At 60.1% G+C, this 15,998-nt stretch carries 12 protein-coding genes; 4 read left to right on the top strand and 8 right to left on the bottom strand.

What is annotated here, in order from left to right; genetic code table 11:
- Positions 1-105: 105 nt before the first annotated feature.
- From cysC to cysG, 5 genes are all read right to left on the bottom strand, one after another.
- A complete protein-coding gene (gene cysC / locus OKB77_RS13405; RefSeq protein WP_064341692.1) occupies positions 106-699 on the bottom strand; it encodes an adenylyl-sulfate kinase in 594 nt (197 codons plus the stop codon).
- A gap of 138 nt (positions 700-837) precedes the next feature.
- On the bottom strand, positions 838-2,562 hold the full coding sequence (locus OKB77_RS13410; protein ID WP_040068267.1) for an SLC13 family permease: 1,725 nt from the start codon (positions 2,560-2,562) through the stop codon (positions 838-840).
- Between the two features lie 4 nt (positions 2,563-2,566).
- Positions 2,567-3,994: a sulfate adenylyltransferase subunit CysN gene (gene cysN / locus OKB77_RS13415; protein WP_064341691.1), complete on the bottom strand. Its 1,428-nt coding sequence runs from the start codon at positions 3,992-3,994 to the stop codon at positions 2,567-2,569.
- A gap of 12 nt (positions 3,995-4,006) precedes the next feature.
- Positions 4,007-4,939, bottom strand: coding sequence for a sulfate adenylyltransferase subunit CysD (gene cysD, locus OKB77_RS13420; RefSeq protein WP_333563164.1), 933 nt, complete (start codon positions 4,937-4,939; stop codon positions 4,007-4,009).
- Between the two features lie 71 nt (positions 4,940-5,010).
- A complete protein-coding gene (gene cysG, locus OKB77_RS13425) occupies positions 5,011-6,459 on the bottom strand; it encodes a siroheme synthase CysG (protein ID WP_150389623.1) in 1,449 nt (482 codons plus the stop codon).
- A 197-nt stretch (positions 6,460-6,656) separates the two neighbouring features.
- On the opposite strand from cysG, the gene OKB77_RS13430 reads away from it, so the two are divergent.
- Both OKB77_RS13430 and OKB77_RS13435 read left to right on the top strand, forming a co-directional pair.
- A complete protein-coding gene (locus OKB77_RS13430; protein WP_005335703.1) occupies positions 6,657-7,580 on the top strand; it encodes an SPFH domain-containing protein in 924 nt (307 codons plus the stop codon).
- On the top strand, positions 7,577-8,032 hold the full coding sequence (locus OKB77_RS13435; protein WP_005335704.1) for an NfeD family protein: 456 nt from the start codon (positions 7,577-7,579) through the stop codon (positions 8,030-8,032). The genes OKB77_RS13430 and OKB77_RS13435 overlap by 4 nt, the downstream gene beginning before the upstream one ends.
- Positions 8,033-8,101: 69 nt before the next feature.
- On the opposite strand, the gene OKB77_RS13440 is transcribed toward OKB77_RS13435, so the two are convergent.
- Complete coding sequence (locus OKB77_RS13440) at positions 8,102-10,207, bottom strand: methyl-accepting chemotaxis protein (RefSeq protein ID WP_270817837.1); 2,106 nt, start codon at positions 10,205-10,207, stop codon at positions 8,102-8,104.
- A gap of 140 nt (positions 10,208-10,347) precedes the next feature.
- Here OKB77_RS13440 and nadA point away from each other — a divergent pair, with 140 nt between their 5' ends.
- Positions 10,348-11,421, top strand: coding sequence for a quinolinate synthase NadA (gene nadA, locus OKB77_RS13445; protein ID WP_005335706.1), 1,074 nt, complete (start codon positions 10,348-10,350; stop codon positions 11,419-11,421).
- Between the two features lie 70 nt (positions 11,422-11,491).
- On the opposite strand, the gene OKB77_RS13450 is transcribed toward nadA, so the two are convergent.
- Both OKB77_RS13450 and gap read right to left on the bottom strand, forming a co-directional pair.
- Positions 11,492-12,358 (bottom strand): D-hexose-6-phosphate mutarotase, encoded by an 867-nt coding sequence (locus OKB77_RS13450; protein WP_270817838.1) that lies wholly within the window; start codon positions 12,356-12,358, stop codon positions 11,492-11,494.
- An 86-nt stretch (positions 12,359-12,444) separates the two neighbouring features.
- Positions 12,445-13,440 (bottom strand): type I glyceraldehyde-3-phosphate dehydrogenase, encoded by a 996-nt coding sequence (gap, locus tag OKB77_RS13455; RefSeq protein WP_005335708.1) that lies wholly within the window; start codon positions 13,438-13,440, stop codon positions 12,445-12,447.
- A gap of 347 nt (positions 13,441-13,787) precedes the next feature.
- Between gap and malQ the strand changes: the two genes are divergently transcribed.
- On the top strand, positions 13,788-15,977 hold the full coding sequence (gene malQ, locus OKB77_RS13460; RefSeq protein ID WP_199415718.1) for a 4-alpha-glucanotransferase: 2,190 nt from the start codon (positions 13,788-13,790) through the stop codon (positions 15,975-15,977).
- Positions 15,978-15,998 lie beyond the last annotated feature (21 nt).

The raw sequence follows: 15,998 nt of genomic DNA on the forward strand, positions 1-15,998 counted from the left end.
TTGGAGTGATGGGCATTTCAAATGCGGACAAAGAGTTCGTGGTGAAGGTGCGATCCACTTGTTCGCACCTTCCCTAATACCGATCCTCGGAATGGACAATCAACCTCAGTCGATCAACCCCCGTAGCCTTAGCGCAGCCAGCAACGCCTCCACCAGCTCCTCCACCGCTTTACCGGCATTCAGCAGATGAATTTCCGGCTGCTCGGGGGCCTCGTAGGCGGAATCGATACCGGTAAAATTCGTAATTTCCCCTGCCCGCGCTTTTTTGTAGAGCCCCTTGGGATCGCGCTCTTCGCAGATGGCGAGCGGCGCATCGACAAAGACCTCGACAAACTCCCCTTCCCCCAAGAGACTGCGCACCAGCTCACGCTCGGCACGGAATGGCGAGATAAAGGCGGTGAGTACGATAAGGCCCGCATCCACCATCAGTTTTGCCACCTCGCCGACCCGGCGGATATTCTCCTGTCGCGCGGCATCATCGAAACCGAGATCGCCGCAGAGGCCGTGGCGCACATTGTCCCCATCCAGCAGATAGGTGTGCTTGCCTTGTGCCGCCAGCGCCTGCTCCAGCGCCCCCGCCAAGGTCGATTTTCCCGCCCCCGACAGCCCGGTAAACCAGATCACCAGCGGTTTTTGCCCTTTCAATTCGGCCCGGCTCTGTTTGTCTACGGCATGCTTGTGCCACACGATATTACTCATCCAACACTCCTTGATTGGCGCTCACGCCTCAAAACTTAAACTGTCCGGCACCACGGGGAGCCGCCTCGGACTATCAGCCGACAGCTTGCTGATGCCATGATATTGCTCACCCAACACTCCCTGATTGGCGCTTACGCCTTAAAACGGAAACAGCAGGGGCACCATGACGATCACCCCGAGGCTATAGGCCAGCGAGACCGGCAGGGCCAGCTTGAGGTAGTCCGGCATCTTGTAGTTGCCCGCGGCATAGACCATCAGGTTGGTCTGGTAGCCGTAGGGCAGGATAAAGCTGGAGCTGGCCCCGAACAGCACCGCCAGAATAAACGGCATGGTCGAGACATCCATGCTGAGCGCCAGCTGGTAACCCATGGGGAAGGCCAGCGCGGCGGCGGCGTTGTTGCTCATCAGCTCGGTCAGCACCAGCGTAAACAGATAGATACCGATAAAGGCGATGATGGGGCTGGCACCGTTGAACTCCCCCATCAGCCAGTCGGCGATAAGCTTGGCCAGTCCGCTCTTTTCCAGCTGATCGGCGATGGCGAGTGCCCCGCCCACCACCAGCCAGATATCCAGCGGAAAGCGGCGGCGGATCTCGTCCAGGGTCAGAATGCGGGTGAGCAGCAGCGCCACCAGCATCAGCAGCAACCCCTTGAACAGCGGTACCAGATCAAACACAGAGAGCGCCAGCACCCCGAGAAATCCCAGCACCACGGCGGCGCTGCGCTTGCCATCGAGACGGGTGGAGGCTTCCAGCCCGCTCACCACCACAAACTCCCGCCCCAGCGACTTGTTGCGGGCAAACTGGGGGCCGGGGGCCAGCAGCAGGGTATCACCAGCGTGCAGTTCAATCTGGCCGAGACCGCCGGTAAGCTGGGTTTCGCCGCGGCGCACCGCCAGCACCACCGCATCGAAGTGGGTGCGAAATTCGGCATCCTTGATGGTCTGACCCACCAGCCGCGAGCTGTGGCTGACGATCACCTCCACCAGATGCTGGCCGTTGAGGCGGTGCTGGCCGTAGAGATCCAGCCCCTTCATCTCCTGCAATACGCCAACGCTCTCCACATCGCCACAAAAGAGCAGCACGTCCCCTTCGTGCAGCTCGTGTTCCGGCTGCACCGGGCAGATCACCTGATCGCCGCGAATGATCTCCGCCAGATAGAGGCTTTTCAGGCTGCGCAGGCCGTTCTCCTTGACGCTGCGCCCCGCCAGCGGTGAACCGGCGCCCACCTTGGCCTCGAGAAAGTAGCCGGATTCGCGGCTCATCTCGGTATCCTGCTCCGGCAGGTGACGGGCAAACAGCAGCACGGCCACCAGACCGGTCAGCAGGGTGCCCGCCCCCACCATAAAGAAGTCGAACATGCCGAGCGGCGGCGCCCCCATCTTGATGAGGAAGCTGTTGACGATGAGATTGGTGGAGGTGCCGATCAGGGTCAGCACCCCGCCAAAGGTGGCCGCGAAGCACATGGGCAGCAGCAGCCGCGACGGCGCATGGTTGGGGTTGCGTTTGACCGCTCCCAGCATGGAGGCCACCACGGCGGTGTTGTTGACGAAAGCCGACAGGAAGGCGGTGGAGAACCACACCTTCACCAGCACCTTGTTGAATGAACCCGTGCCCACCAGATTGGCGAACCAGCTCATGATGCGGGTCTTCTCCACCGCCAGCGACACCAGCAGCAACAGCACCAGCGTCAGCAGGGCGCTGTTGGTGTAGCCCGCCACCACGGCGTTGATATCCGCCAGCCCGCTCAGGTAGGTGATGAGCACGGCGCCCGAGAAGAGCAGCGCCGGGCGGAGTTTGCCCTGGATCAGCAGGGCCACGAGAGCAGCCAGCAGACCCAGCACCAGGAATTGTTGCCAGGTCATGGGCTTACTCCTTGCTTGTGTCGTTACCGATGGCAAGGGCTTGCCAGTGCGGGAAGTGCTTGCGCACCAAGGCGTTGAGCTCGATTTCGAACTCGCTGTAGTGCCCTTTTACCGCTTTTGCGGCCAAGCCTTCCACTATCATGCCGGCGCCGACGGTGACGTTGCTCAGCCGGTCGATCAGGATAAAGCTGCCGGTATCGCGGATCTCCTGATACGGGTCGAACGCCACCGGGTCAGTGAGGCTCAGCTCGCACAGGCCGATCTCGTTGAGCTTGAGTTCACTCGCGGGCAACTCGTCGAGCTTGTTGATCTCGATGCGGTGGCGGATGGCCTCCACCTGACCGCGACTCTTCTTGGTGGCCAGTTTGACGTCGTAGACCCGACCCGGTTGCAGGGACTCCTCCCCCATCCAGACGATATGGGCCAGCACATTCTGGGTCACTTGCGGCCGCTTGGCGGCATCCACCAGCAGGTCGCCGCGACTGATGTCGATCTCGTCGGCAAAGGTGACTGTGATGGCCTGCCCCGGCAGGGCGTACTCCAGATCCCCGTCGAAGGTGACGATGCGGGTCACAGTGCTCTCCTTGCCCGACGGCAACACCGCCAGCTTGTCGCCCACCCGCAGAATGCCGGAGGCGAGCGTCCCCGCGAAGCCGCGAAAATCGAGGTTGGGGCGGTTCACATACTGCACCGGCAGGCGCACCGGATGACGCTCCAGCTCGCGCTCAACCTCGGCAGACTCCAGCAGGGAGAGCAGGGTTTCGCCTTCGTACCAAGCCAGCTTGTCGCTCTGGTTGACCACGTTGTCGCCATCCAGCGCCGAGACCGGCACGATATGGATGGTGTCGACGCTGAGCTTCTTGGCGAACTCGCGATAATCGGCGCTGATGCGATCGAACACCTCCTGGCTGAACTCCACTAAATCCATCTTGTTGACCGCCACCACGAACTGCTTGATGCCGAGCAGGCTGGCGATAAAGCTGTGGCGGCGGGTCTGATCCAGCACGCCTTTGCGGGCATCGATCAGAATGATGGCCAGATCGCAGGTGGAGGCGCCGGTCGCCATGTTGCGGGTGTACTGCTCGTGGCCCGGGGTATCCGAGATGATAAATTTGCGCTTGGCGGTGGAGAAATAGCGGTAGGCCACGTCGATGGTGATGCCCTGCTCGCGCTCCGCTTGCAGGCCGTCTACCAGCAGTGCCAGGTCCAGCTTCTCGCCGGTAGTGCCGAGCTTCTGGCTGTCGGACTCCAGCGCTTTGAGCTGATCTTCATAAATCTGCTGGGAGTCGTGCAGCAGGCGACCGATAAGGGTGCTCTTGCCGTCATCCACGCTGCCGCAGGTGAGAAAACGCAGCAGACTCTTGTGCTGCTGGGCGTGCAGATAGGCTTCGATGCCCTGTTCGGTGATGGCGGTCTGAATATGGCTGTTCATGCTGACGACTCCTTAGAAATATCCCTGACGCTTCTTCTGCTCCATGGAGCCGGCCTGATCGTGGTCAATCAGCCGCCCTTGCCGCTCGCTCGAAGTGGTGAGCAGCATCTCTTCAATAATTTCCGGCAAGGTGGTGGCATCGGATTCGATGGCCCCGGTCAGCGGGTAGCAGCCGAGAGTACGGAAGCGCACCAGCTCCTGCTTCACTTCATCCTCGGCGGTCAGCGGCATGCGCTCGTCATCCACCATGATCTTGATGCCGTTGCGCTCCACCACCGGACGCATGGCCGCGAAGTAGAGCGGCACTATGTCGATGTTTTCCAGATAGATGTATTGCCAGATATCCAGTTCGGTCCAGTTGGAGAGCGGGAACACCCGGATACTCTCCCCCTTGTTGACCTGGCTGTTGTAGACGCGCCACAGCTCGGGGCGCTGGTTCTTCGGATCCCAGCGGTGGGACTTGTCACGGAAGGAGTAGACCCGCTCCTTGGCGCGGGACTTCTCCTCGTCGCGGCGGGCGCCACCGAAGGCGGCATCGAAGCCATATTTGTTGAGCGCCTGCTTGAGCCCCTCTGTCTTCATGATGTCGGTATGCTTGCCGCTGCCGTGGACGAAGGGGTTGATGCCCATGGCGAGCCCTTCCGGATTCTTGTGGACGATCAGATCCAACCCGTATTTTTTGGCGGTCTCGTCGCGGAAGGTGATCATCTCCTTGAACTTCCAGTCGGTGTCGACGTGCAGCAAGGGGAACGGGATCTTGCCCGGATAGAAGGCCTTGCGGGCCAGGTGCAGCATGACGGAGGAGTCCTTGCCGATGGAGTACATCATCACCGGGTTTTCAAATTCGGCAGCCACCTCGCGGATGATATGGATGCTCTCGGCTTCCAGCTGCTGCAAGTGCGTCAATCTTTCACGGTCCATGTTGGTCCTCGGGTCATTGCTTATGCGCCTGCTCGGGGCGCTGGGTGGTTCAGTGCGCGGCCGCACCGGCAGCCGCATCAAATAGTTCTTTGCGCTCAGGCCAGCTGCACCAGCTTGAGGTCGCAGCCATCGAGATCCGGGTTATCGCGCAGCTGCTGGCCGCTCTTTTCCCCGCTTTTTTCTCCAAACCAGGCGAGCCGCTCGCGCAGGGCAACCACTTCGCCGATGACGATAAGCGACGGGCTCACCGCCTGTTTGGCCAGCTCGGCCAGATCAGCCAAGGTGCCGGTCAGCACCCGCTGGCGGGATGTGGTGCCGCGCTCGATGATGGCGATGGGGGTGGCTTGGCTTCGGCCGTGTTCCACCAGCTGCTGCTGGATATGCTCTGAGCGCATCAACCCCATGTAGATGACCAGGGTCTGACTGGTGGCGGCGAGCTGCTGCCAGTCGGGCTCCTTGCCCTCTTTCTGGCAGTGGCCAGTGATAAAGACGGCGCTCTGGGCGTAATCACGGTGAGTGAGCGGAATGCCGGCATAGGCGGTGGCACCGGCTGCAGCCGTGATGCCGGGCACCACCGAGAAGGGGATACCTTCGTCGGCCAGCACTTCCAGCTCCTCGCCGCCACGACCAAACATAAAGGGATCGCCCCCTTTCAGCCGCACCACCCGGTTGCCCGCCTTGGCGTATTCCACCAGCAGGCGATTGGTCTCCTCCTGCGGCACGCTGTGGGCGCCCGCCTTCTTGCCGACCGATACCAGAGTGGCATCGCGGCGCACCAGATCGAGGATCTCGGCGGAGACCAGCTGGTCGTAGAGCACCACTTCGGCCTGTTGAATCTGTTGCAGCGCCTTGAGGGTCAAGAGGCCCGGGTCACCGGGGCCCGCGCCGACCAATACAACCTCGCCCACTTCGCTTTTCGCTTGGTCTAGGCCATCGCTCAGCCACTGCTCGGCCCCTTGCCAATCCTCTTTTTCAATCAGGCTGGCGAGGGTGTTGGAGGCAAAGGCGCGCTCCCAGAAGCGGCGACGGTCGGATATGGAAGAGAGCACCCGCTTGGCCTTGTCACGGACCCGACCGGAGAGCTCGGTAAGCCCGCCAAGATGGCGCGGCAGCAGGCTCTCCAGCCGCTCGCGCAACAGGCGTACCAGCACCGGCGCCTTGCCACCGCTGGAGACCGCCACCATCAGCGGCGAGCGATCGATGATCGAGGGGAAGATAAAGCTGGATCGTTTGGGGTCATCCACCACGTTGACGAACAGACCCAGCTGATTGGCACTCTGATAAACCAGTGCGTTGACTTCGAGGTTGTCGGTCGCCGCCACTACCAAAATCTGGCCTGCCAGATGGGCCGGAGTGAAGCGCTCGGCCAGATGGGTGAAACGACCGGTGAATTCCGCAAATTCCGGTTCAAGCTCCGGGGAGACCAGGGTCAGCCGGGCACCGGCTGCCAGCAGCAGGCGCGCCTTGCGCAGGGCAACCTCGCCCCCGCCCACCAGCAGTACCGGGCGGCCTTCCAACTTGGCAAACATAGGTAAATAATCCATTTCGGCCCATCCCTCGGAACACGACTAATATGGGGCGACTATAGGCAGGGCAGCTTATCCCTCAAAATAATAAAAAATGCTTTTTAATGCGTTTTGGTAATTAGCAAAGCCGATTCATGACAAAGGCGTACGAAGTCACTTGTGGTACCTGACGCCAGACCATAGGCTAGGGACTGTGTTTCATAAGGAGCTAAATGATGAATGAATCATTGATTGTGCTAGGGATTTTCGTGTTCCTGGTGCTCGCCACACTGAGTGCGGGCATCAAGATAGTGCCCCAGGGCTACAACTGGACGGTGGAGCGCTTCGGCCGCTACACCCGCACCCTGACCCCGGGTCTCAACCTGTTGATCCCCTATGTGGATAGGGTCGGCCACAAGATCATCATGATGGAGCAGGTGCTGGACATCCCAGCACAAGAGGTGATCTCCCGCGATAATGCCAACGTCACCATCGACGCCATCAGCTTTGTGCAGGTGGTGGATGCCCGCAAAGCGGGCTACGAGGTCAACGATCTCACCAGCGCTATCCGCAATCTCACCATGACCAATATGCGGACCGTGCTCGGCGCCATGGAGCTGGACGAGATGCTCTCCCAGCGCGACACCATCAACGAGAAACTGCTGCGCACCATGGATGCCGCCACCGCCCCTTGGGGCATCAAGGTGACCCGCATCGAGATTAAAGATGTGCGCCCGCCGCTGGCCCTGGTCGAGGCGATGAACGCCCAGATGAAGGCCGAGCGTCAGAAACGGGCCGAGGTGCTGGAAGCCGAAGGGGTGCGCCAGTCCAAGATCCTGAAAGCGGAAGGCGAAAAGCAGTCCCAGATCCTCAAAGCCGAAGGTGAGCGTCAGGCCGCCTTCCTCGCCGCCGAAGCGCGGGAGCGGGCTGCCGAGGCGGAAGCCAAGGCAACCCACATGGTTTCCCAGGCGATTGCGGAAGGAGACCTGCAGGCCATCAACTACTTCGTGGCTCAGAAATATACCGAAGCTCTGGCCCGCATCGGTGAAGGCCCCAACAGCAAGATCATCATGATGCCGCTGGAAGCGGGCAGCCTGATTGGCTCTGTGGCTGGTATGGCCGAGCTGTTCAACAAAGATGGCAAGGGCAGCAAGTCATGACAGCCCTGTTAGAGGGGCTGACCCACTGGCACTGGCTGGGACTCGGCTTCATTCTGCTGGCCATCGAGGTGCTCGGCTCAGTGGGCTTTTTGCTCTGGACCGGCATCGCCGCGCTGGAAGTGGGGCTACTGCTGCTGATCTGGCCCTTTGGCTGGCAGGCGCAGTTGCTGCTGTTTGCGGTGCAATCCCTGCTCACCACTTGGGCCTGGTGGCGCTGGCAGCACCAGCGTGACAACTCGGGTCAGGATGCCGCCAGCACCATCAACGAGCGGATGCAGAGCTATATGGGCCGCGAGCTGACCCTGCTGGATGATGTGACTCAGGGCACCAGTCGGGTGCATCTGGACGACACGGTCTGGACGGTGCGCTGCGACGAGTCTCTGCCGGCGGGCAGCAAGGTCAGGGTAGTGGGGGCCGACTCCCACATCCTGCTGGTTGAACCCCGCAACTGACGCAACTCTGCCATCAAGTCATAAAAAAGCCCGCGATCGCTCGCGGGCTTTTGTCTCTCTGGCTGCCACTCAGGTACGCAGCCGATCGAGCTGACTGGCCAGCGCAGTGGCCGCTTGCTCCAGCGCTTCGCTCAGCTGATGGCTGGAGGTGGCCTCCTGCCCGATCACGTTGGCGGTATCACCAATTCGCATCAGGTTCTGGTTGATGGTATCGCTCACCGCACTCTGCTGCTCGGCGGCGGTGGCCACCTGACTGATGTGGTCGTGGATCTGCTGGATCTGGGCCACCACCCGATTGAGCGCCTCAAACGCCTGCTCGGTACCCTGCACCGTGGTAGTGGAGCGCTCGATACCGGTATTCATCAGACGCTGGCTGCTGCTCACCTCGGTCTGCAGGCTGCCAATCAGCTGGCCAATCTCGTCGGTCGATTCACGGGTCTTGGTCGCCAGCGCCCGCACCTCGTCCGCCACCACTGCAAAGCCACGCCCCATGTCCCCTGCCCGTGCAGCTTCGATGGCGGCGTTGAGGGCCAGCAGGTTGGTCTGCTCGGCAATGGCGCGGATCACATCGAGGATCCGGCTGATATTGGTGCTGCGCTGGGCCACCAGCGCCACCGCTTTATCCGCCTCATGCATATCACCGACCAGAGTATGGATCTCGTTGCGGGCATTGCTGAGGGTCTGCTGGGCGGTATTGATGTGGTGGGTCGCCGCTTCCGACTCCTGCGCCGCCTGCTCGGCATAACATGCCACGCTGACTGCCGTGGTGCTCATCTGATGCATGGCGCTCACCACGCTCTCCAGCTCCAGATTCTGCTCATCCAGACTGTTGCGCATGGTGTCGGCGGTATGTTTCATCTCCCGCGCCTGCTGGTAGACCTGCTGACCAATCCCCTTGCTCATTTGCACCATGCCCCGCAGCTTGCCGAGGAAGGCATTGAGCTGGGACCCCAGATCGATCAGCTCCTGATGGGTGTCGATCTCCATCTGCTGGGTCAGGTCCCCCTCGTTGCTGGAGAGATGGCCCACATGGCGGCTGATAAGGGAAAGAGGCGCTGTGATGGTCTGAATAAACCAGACCAGCAAGCCCAGCACCAACAGGGTAATCCCGCCCATGGCGATGATCTGCTGCCGCTGGGCATCCACCAGCAGGGCGCCCAGTTCATTGCTGATGGCGTGCGCCTTGCCGAGCGCCAGCGCCTTGGGCACCTTGATCATCAACCACCACTGGGTATTGGCTGCCTCAACCCGGATGGGCTGATGAAGAATGAAGTCACTGTCGCTGCTGACCGGCTGACCGTCAGGCAGGGTCAGGCCCACCTCCTTGAGTGGACGGCCCAGCTTGTCGGCATAGCGGTTGCTGCCCACAATCAGCCCCATCTTGCTGACCAGGGTCACATCCGCCTTGTTGTCATAGAGGCTCTTGCCAAGGTTTTCAGCCAGTTGCTGGAAGATGGGCAGGTTCATATCCACCCCGGCCAGCCCGACAAACTTGCCGTCACGCAGCACGGGCACCGTCAGACTAGTCATCAGCATCTTGTTGCCCGGGCTGATTTCGTAAAGGTAGGGCTCCATCAGGCAGGGCTGGCGGGTATCGCGACCACAGAGATACCACTCGCTGTTGCGAATGCCGAACTCGTTGAGGGAGGTATCAAACTTGGCCTCGCTGGCAGCAGCGTCCACCGCTTGCTGGGCGACGGCCCCTCCCTGATCCTTGGTGAAATAGACCTCCAGACTCCCCTTGCCTGCCACCGAGTGGCTGGCCCCGCCCAGCCAGTTGCCATCCTCGCCATCATAGCCATCCGGTTCAAACTGGGCATAAATGGAGCTGATCCCGCTCGCCTGCTGCAGGCTGCTACCGAGCAAAGACTCCACTTGGGGCCGTGACAACCGCAGTTCCGGTTTAGCCATACCGGCTTCAATCTGGGCGGTCACGGTCAGGGGGATCTGATAGGAGTTCTGCATCAGCGAGGCAATCTGGATGGCATAGCGTTCTGCCTGATACTGCAGGCTGCGGGAGACCTCCTCTTCCAGAGCATCGCTGGTCTGGGTCATCACCATGTTGCGAAGGGAGCTGAAAGAGGCCGATTGCAACAGGGTCATGGCCAGCCCGGTCAGCAGAAACAGCCCCATGGTAAGGCACAACAACTTGAACTTGAGGGAACGTTGCTTCATGCGACAACTCCTTATGGCAGAATAACAACGAATTACTTGAGTATATTCGCCCACTTGCGCTTCACCCGATTTGTTGATGGGTTTGTGGCAGGCTTCTGGTTATAATTTTTGCCTTCCCGAGCGTTGATGGAACAGTCGCAATGAGCAATGCACTGAGCAGTGTCCCGCCGGTAGTCGCGATGGACTACCCCTTTCCGGCCAAACCTCTTCCCCTGAGTGCCGAGCAGAGAACGACCTTGACCACAGAAATCAAGGCGCTGCTCAAGGAGCGCAAGGCGGTACTGGTTGCCCACTACTACACGGATCCCGAGATCCAGGCGCTGGCCGAAGCCACGGGCGGTTTCGTCGGTGACTCGCTGGAGATGGCCCGCTTTGGCCGCGATCACGAGGCGCAAACCCTGATCGTCGCCGGGGTACGTTTCATGGGGGAAACCTCCAAGATCCTGAGCCCCCACAAGCGGGTGCTGATGCCGACGCTGGAGGCCGAATGCTCCCTCGATCTGGGCTGTCCCATCGAACAGTTCTCCGCCTTCTGCGATGCCAATCCCGACCATACCGTGGTGGTCTACGCCAATACCTCTGCGGCGGTCAAAGCACGGGCTGACTGGGTGGTGACCTCCAGCATCGCACTCGAGATCGTCGAACACCTCGACAGTCTGGGTCACAAGATCATCTGGGGCCCGGATCGCCATCTGGGCGCCTATATCGAGAAGAAGACCGGGGCGCAGATGCTGCGCTGGCAGGGCCACTGCATCGTCCATGACGAGTTCAAGGCCCGTGCCCTGCGCGAGCTGAAAGAGCAGAATCCGGACGCCGCCGTGCTGGTTCATCCGGAATCCCCCGCCTCGGTGATCGAGCTGGCCGATGCGGTGGGATCCACCAGTCAGCTGATCAAGGCAGCCAAGGAGCTGCCCCAGCAGAAGCTGATCGTGGCGACCGATCGGGGCATCTTCTACAAGATGCAGCAGGCCTGTCCGGAGAAAGAGATGGTGGAAGCACCGACCGGTGGCGATGGCGCTACCTGCCGCAGCTGCGCCCACTGCCCCTGGATGGCGATGAACGGTCTGGTGGCGATCAAGGAAGCGCTCACCGACGGTGCCGAGCGCCACGAGATCCATGTCGATGAAGATCTGCGGGTCAAAGCCTTGATCCCCCTCGATCGCATGCTCAATTTCGCCGCCGAACTCAAGCTCAAGACCCAGGGCAATGCCTGATTGCCGCCGTCATGAGATGCAAAGAGGGCTCCCGCGGGAGCCCTCTTTATTTATCTGAACCTCATCCTGATCAGATGATCACGGTGGAGAGACTGTGCTCATCATCCGGCGCGACGGTCACCCCCGCCTCACCGGCGATGGCCGCTTCGACGCAGAGCATGGTGAGATAGCCATCGTCGCTCATGTCGGCCATGGCGGTAGCCCCTTCCAGCCAGGGGGTCCAGACCACCACGCTGTCGTGGTTGCCACTGACAACCCGGATCTCGCGCTCACCATCCTGCACGCTCACCAGCGCCTCTGGCTGCCAGTAAACCCGATCCAGCGGCCCGCTCAGGGTCAATGCCCCCTGCTGCTTGGCATCCTGTCCGGTCAGCTTGTCGGCATAGTGCTCGCCCAGGCCGGTGACGCTCACCGCTTCCGGCGCACTGATTTGCAAATAGGTATGCAGCGCACCGCTATAAGTCAGCGGCTGGCTACCGGTGTTGCGAGTGGTCAGCACCAGCGAAAGCTCTTTGCCCACCAGCACGTCTAGTTCCAGCTCGAAGGAGTGATCCCACAGGGCACGGGTCGCGTCGCTGTCGCGCAGGGAGAGATGAACAAGCGTGCCATCGGCGTGATCGGAGACCCCGTCCAGCATCCAGAGGGTGGTACGGGCAAAACCGTGGGAGGGCTTGCCACTACCGACGCGGGCGGGCGCCGGGCCAAACCAGGGCCAGCAGATCGGGATACCACCGCGAACAGGCTTGCTGCCATCCAGCACCGCCTTGTCGCTCAGCCAGATGGAGGCCGGCTCGCCATGACGCTGATAGCTCAGCACATGGGCGCCAAACAGGCTGATTTCTGCCTTGGCATAGTCGTTGTTGATGGTGAGAACCGGCAGACCGGCCGCATTGTTGGCAAGCTTGCAATTGGCTGTCAGGGGACGAATGGATTGCATGTGGACTCCTGTCATCAGGGGAAACCGAAAAACAAAAAGGCGGCCAATGGCCGCCTTTTTCAAGCTACGCGATTGCGCATCCCAAATTACTTGGAGATGTGAGCGATCAGATCCAGAACTTTGCTGGAGTAGCCCATTTCGTTGTCGTACCAGGATACAACTTTAACGAATTTGTCGTTCAGCTGGATACCAGCCTTGGCGTCGAATACGGAGGTCTGACGCTCACCCAGGAAGTCGGTAGATACAACTTCGTCTTCGGTGTAGCCCAGAACGCCTTTCATAGCGCCTTCGGAAGCAGCTTTCATCGCTTCGCAGATTTCTGCGTAGGTGGCAGCTTTCTTCAGGTTAACGGTCAGGTCAACAACAGACACGTCCGGAGTCGGAACACGGAAAGCCATACCGGTCAGCAGGCCTTTCAGTTCCGGGATAACTACGCCAACAGCCTTGGCAGCACCGGTAGAGGACGGGATGATGTTCTGAGCCGCACCGCGGCCACCGCGCCAGTCTTTGGCAGACGGACCATCAACGGTCTTCTGGGTAGCAGTGGTAGCGTGAACGGTGGTCATCAGGCCAGACTCGATACCGAAGGTATCGTTCAGAACCTTGGCGATCGGTGCCAGGCAGTTGGTGGTGCAGGAAGCGTTGGAAACGATGTCCTGGCCAGCGTAGGTAGAGTCGTTAACACCCATTACGAACATCGGGGTAGCGTCTTTGGACGGGCCAGTCAGAACAACTTTCTTGGCACCAGCAGCGATGTGCTTACGAGCAGTCTCGTCGGTCAGGAACAGACCGGTAGCTTCAGCAACAACGTCAACACCGATTTCGCCCCACTTCAGGTTGGCCGGGTCACGCTCAGCGGTAACACGTACGGTTTTGCCGTTTACAACCAGGTTGCCGTCTTTAACTTCAACGGTACCGTTGAAACGACCGTGAGTTGAATCGTACTTCAGCATGTAAGCCATGTAGTCAACATCGATCAGGTCGTTGATACCAACAACTTCGATGTCTGCACGCTCGCAAGCCAGACGGAATACGAAACGACCGATACGGCCAAAACCGTTAATACCTACTTTGATAGTCATATTTAGTTACCTAACTGTTCAGTAGTCAAAGAAAATTCCGCTTGTAAATTTACTAGAACTCTCCGGTGAGTCAACCAACATTCTGTCTGAAATTGCGCTATATCATGAAAAACTGTGAAATTAATTTTCTGTTTATGTAACTGATTACCACGTTTTGACGAAAAAAGTGCCAGATCGTGGCATCGCGCAGATATCAACAATAGTGCCTACTCGGTCACACAACCATTCACAGAGATATGTAAAAATGTGCGCGGTTTAGCATGGCCAAAGAGCCACTGTTCAAGTACCACCCCATAAAAATCAAACAAAATAGTATAGATAGAATCCACAGCGGGAATTCTCAAACTATGACCACCCTGATTGAACAGCTGGCTGCCGCAAAAGGTATCGCCAGCGAGTATGTCGATGCCTGGGGCCACCCGGCCCAGGTATCCGAAGAGAGCAAGGCCGCCATGCTGGGCGCCATGGGCTACCGCGTCGATGACGAGGCCGCACTGGTGCAGCAGCTGGAAGAGGAGCATCGCCAGCACTGGCTGCGGGCGCTGGATCCTGTGATGGTGGTTCGCACCGGCGACGCCGTTACCCTTGAGGTTCGCCTCCCCATCGAATTCGTCAACGACGCCCTCACCTGGCAGCTCCAGCAGGAGCAGGGTGCAGTGCTGTCCGGTCAATTCACCCCCATCGAGGGTGAGCTGGTCGGCGTGGCCGAATTTGAAGAGATGGAGTGCCAGGCCTATCGTGTCACTCTGGATATGGCCCCGGAGCTGGGTTATCACCAGCTGGTGTTGCTGGAAGAGGGCAATGACGAACCGCTGGCCACCATGCGCCTCATTGTCGCCCCCAAGGCCTGCTACAAACAGGCGCCGATTGCCGATGGCCGCAAGGTATGGGGCCCGAGCGTGCAGCTCTACTGCCTGCGCAGCCGCCACAACTGGGGTATCGGTGATTTCAGCGATCTGGGCCAGCTGGTCGAGAAAGCGGCCGCCTGGGGTGCCCACTTCGTCGGTCTCAACCCTATCCACGCCCTCTATCCGGCCAATCCGGAGAGCGCCAGTCCCTACAGCCCCTCTTCCCGTCGCTGGCTCAACGTGGCCTATATCAATGTGGAAGCGGTGCCCGAATTCCAGCAGAGCGATCGCCTGAAGGCGGAAGTGGCAAGTCCTGCCTTCCAGCAACATCTGGCCGATCTGCGCGCCAAAGAGAACGTCGATTACACCGGCGTGATCCAGACCAAACTCGGCATGCTGCGTCAGGTGTTCGATGAAGCCACCCTGAGCGCCGAGCGTCAGGCCGCCTTTGATGCCTTCGTGGCCGCCGGTGGCGACAGCCTGCAACAGCAGGCAGCATTTGATGCCCTGCAGGCCCACTTCTATGCCAAAGGCGAAAATGCCTGGGGCTGGCCGGTATGGCCGCAGGAGCTGCGCGATTACCACAATCCTGCCGTTGCCGCCTGGATGGCCGCGCACCCGCAAGATGTCAACTTCTACCTCTATCTGCAGTTCCTGGCCGACGAGCAGCTGGCGCAAGCCGATGCCCGTGCCAAGGCTGCCGGCATGGTGATGGGGATCTACCGGGATCTGGCGGTGGGCGTCTCCGAAGGCTCCACCGAGATCTGGGCCAACCAGGATCTCTACTGCCCGAAAGCCTCGGTCGGTGCGCCGCCCGATATCCTCGGCCCGCTTGGTCAGAACTGGGGCCTGCCCCCGATGAACCCGAACAAGCTGTTTGAAGCGGCCTACCAGCCGATGGTGGACTTGTTCCGTGCCAACATGCGCTCCTGCGGCGCACTGCGTATCGACCACGTGATGGCCTTGCTGCGCCTGTGGTGGGTACCGCCCGGAGCGTCCGCCGCCAAGGGCGCCTACATCTACTATCCGGTCAACGATCTGCTGGGCATTCTGGCCCTCGAATCCCACCGTAATCAGTGCCTGCTGATCGGCGAGGATCTGGGCACCGTGCCGGAGGGGATCGACGTGACCCTGAAAGAGAACGGCGTTCACTCCTACAAGGTGTTCTTCTTCGAGCGCTCCAAGGAAGATGGCGGCTTTATCTCCCCGGCGCACTACACCGAGCAGGCGATGTCGGCCCTGACCACTCACGACATGCCAACCCTCAAGGGCTTCTGGCACTGCGATGATCTGGCGCTCGGCCGTCAACTGGGTTTGTATCCGGATGAAGATGTTTTGAAGACTCTGTATGCTGATCGTCACCAGGCCAAACAGCGGATCCTCGACAGCCTGCATGCCCACAATGTCATCTCTGACAACATCAGTCATGACGTGAACTGGGTCGGCATGAACACCGAACTCAACCACGGTCTGCAGATCCACATGTCCCGCGGCAGCTGCGCCCTGTTCAGTACCCAGCTGGAAGACTGGCTGGAGATGGACAAGCCGGTCAACGTACCGGGCACCAGTTACGAATACCCCAACTGGCGCCGCAAGCTCTCCGCAGATCTGGAAGATATTTTTGCCAATGAGGCACTCAAGGCACTGGCTGGCAAGATGAGCCAAGCCCGTGATGAGGCCAGTCGTTGAGACGCTGTCTCTCACAGCGTT

This window comes from Aeromonas sp. Y318-3 (assembly GCF_027706185.1).
GTDB classification, from domain to species: domain Bacteria; phylum Pseudomonadota; class Gammaproteobacteria; order Enterobacterales; family Aeromonadaceae; genus Aeromonas; species Aeromonas veronii.

What these genes read in the sequence shown, in the direction of transcription:
- nadA (WP_005335706.1), top strand. Translation starts at nt 10,348, where the DNA reads ATGAGCAATGCACTGAGCAGTGTCCCGCCGGTAGTCGCGATGGACTAC.
- OKB77_RS13410 (WP_040068267.1), bottom strand. Translation starts at nt 2,562, where the DNA reads ATGACCTGGCAACAATTCCTGGTGCTGGGTCTGCTGGCTGCTCTCGTG.
- cysC (WP_064341692.1), bottom strand. Translation starts at nt 699, where the DNA reads ATGAGTAATATCGTGTGGCACAAGCATGCCGTAGACAAACAGAGCCGG.
- OKB77_RS13435 (WP_005335704.1), top strand. Translation starts at nt 7,577, where the DNA reads ATGACAGCCCTGTTAGAGGGGCTGACCCACTGGCACTGGCTGGGACTC.
- OKB77_RS13450 (WP_270817838.1), bottom strand. Translation starts at nt 12,358, where the DNA reads ATGCAATCCATTCGTCCCCTGACAGCCAATTGCAAGCTTGCCAACAAT.
- cysG (WP_150389623.1), bottom strand. Translation starts at nt 6,459, where the DNA reads ATGGATTATTTACCTATGTTTGCCAAGTTGGAAGGCCGCCCGGTACTG.
- malQ (WP_199415718.1), top strand. Translation starts at nt 13,788, where the DNA reads ATGACCACCCTGATTGAACAGCTGGCTGCCGCAAAAGGTATCGCCAGC.
- OKB77_RS13440 (WP_270817837.1), bottom strand. Translation starts at nt 10,207, where the DNA reads ATGAAGCAACGTTCCCTCAAGTTCAAGTTGTTGTGCCTTACCATGGGG.
- cysN (WP_064341691.1), bottom strand. Translation starts at nt 3,994, where the DNA reads ATGAACAGCCATATTCAGACCGCCATCACCGAACAGGGCATCGAAGCC.
- gap (WP_005335708.1), bottom strand. Translation starts at nt 13,440, where the DNA reads ATGACTATCAAAGTAGGTATTAACGGTTTTGGCCGTATCGGTCGTTTC.
- OKB77_RS13430 (WP_005335703.1), top strand. Translation starts at nt 6,657, where the DNA reads ATGAATGAATCATTGATTGTGCTAGGGATTTTCGTGTTCCTGGTGCTC.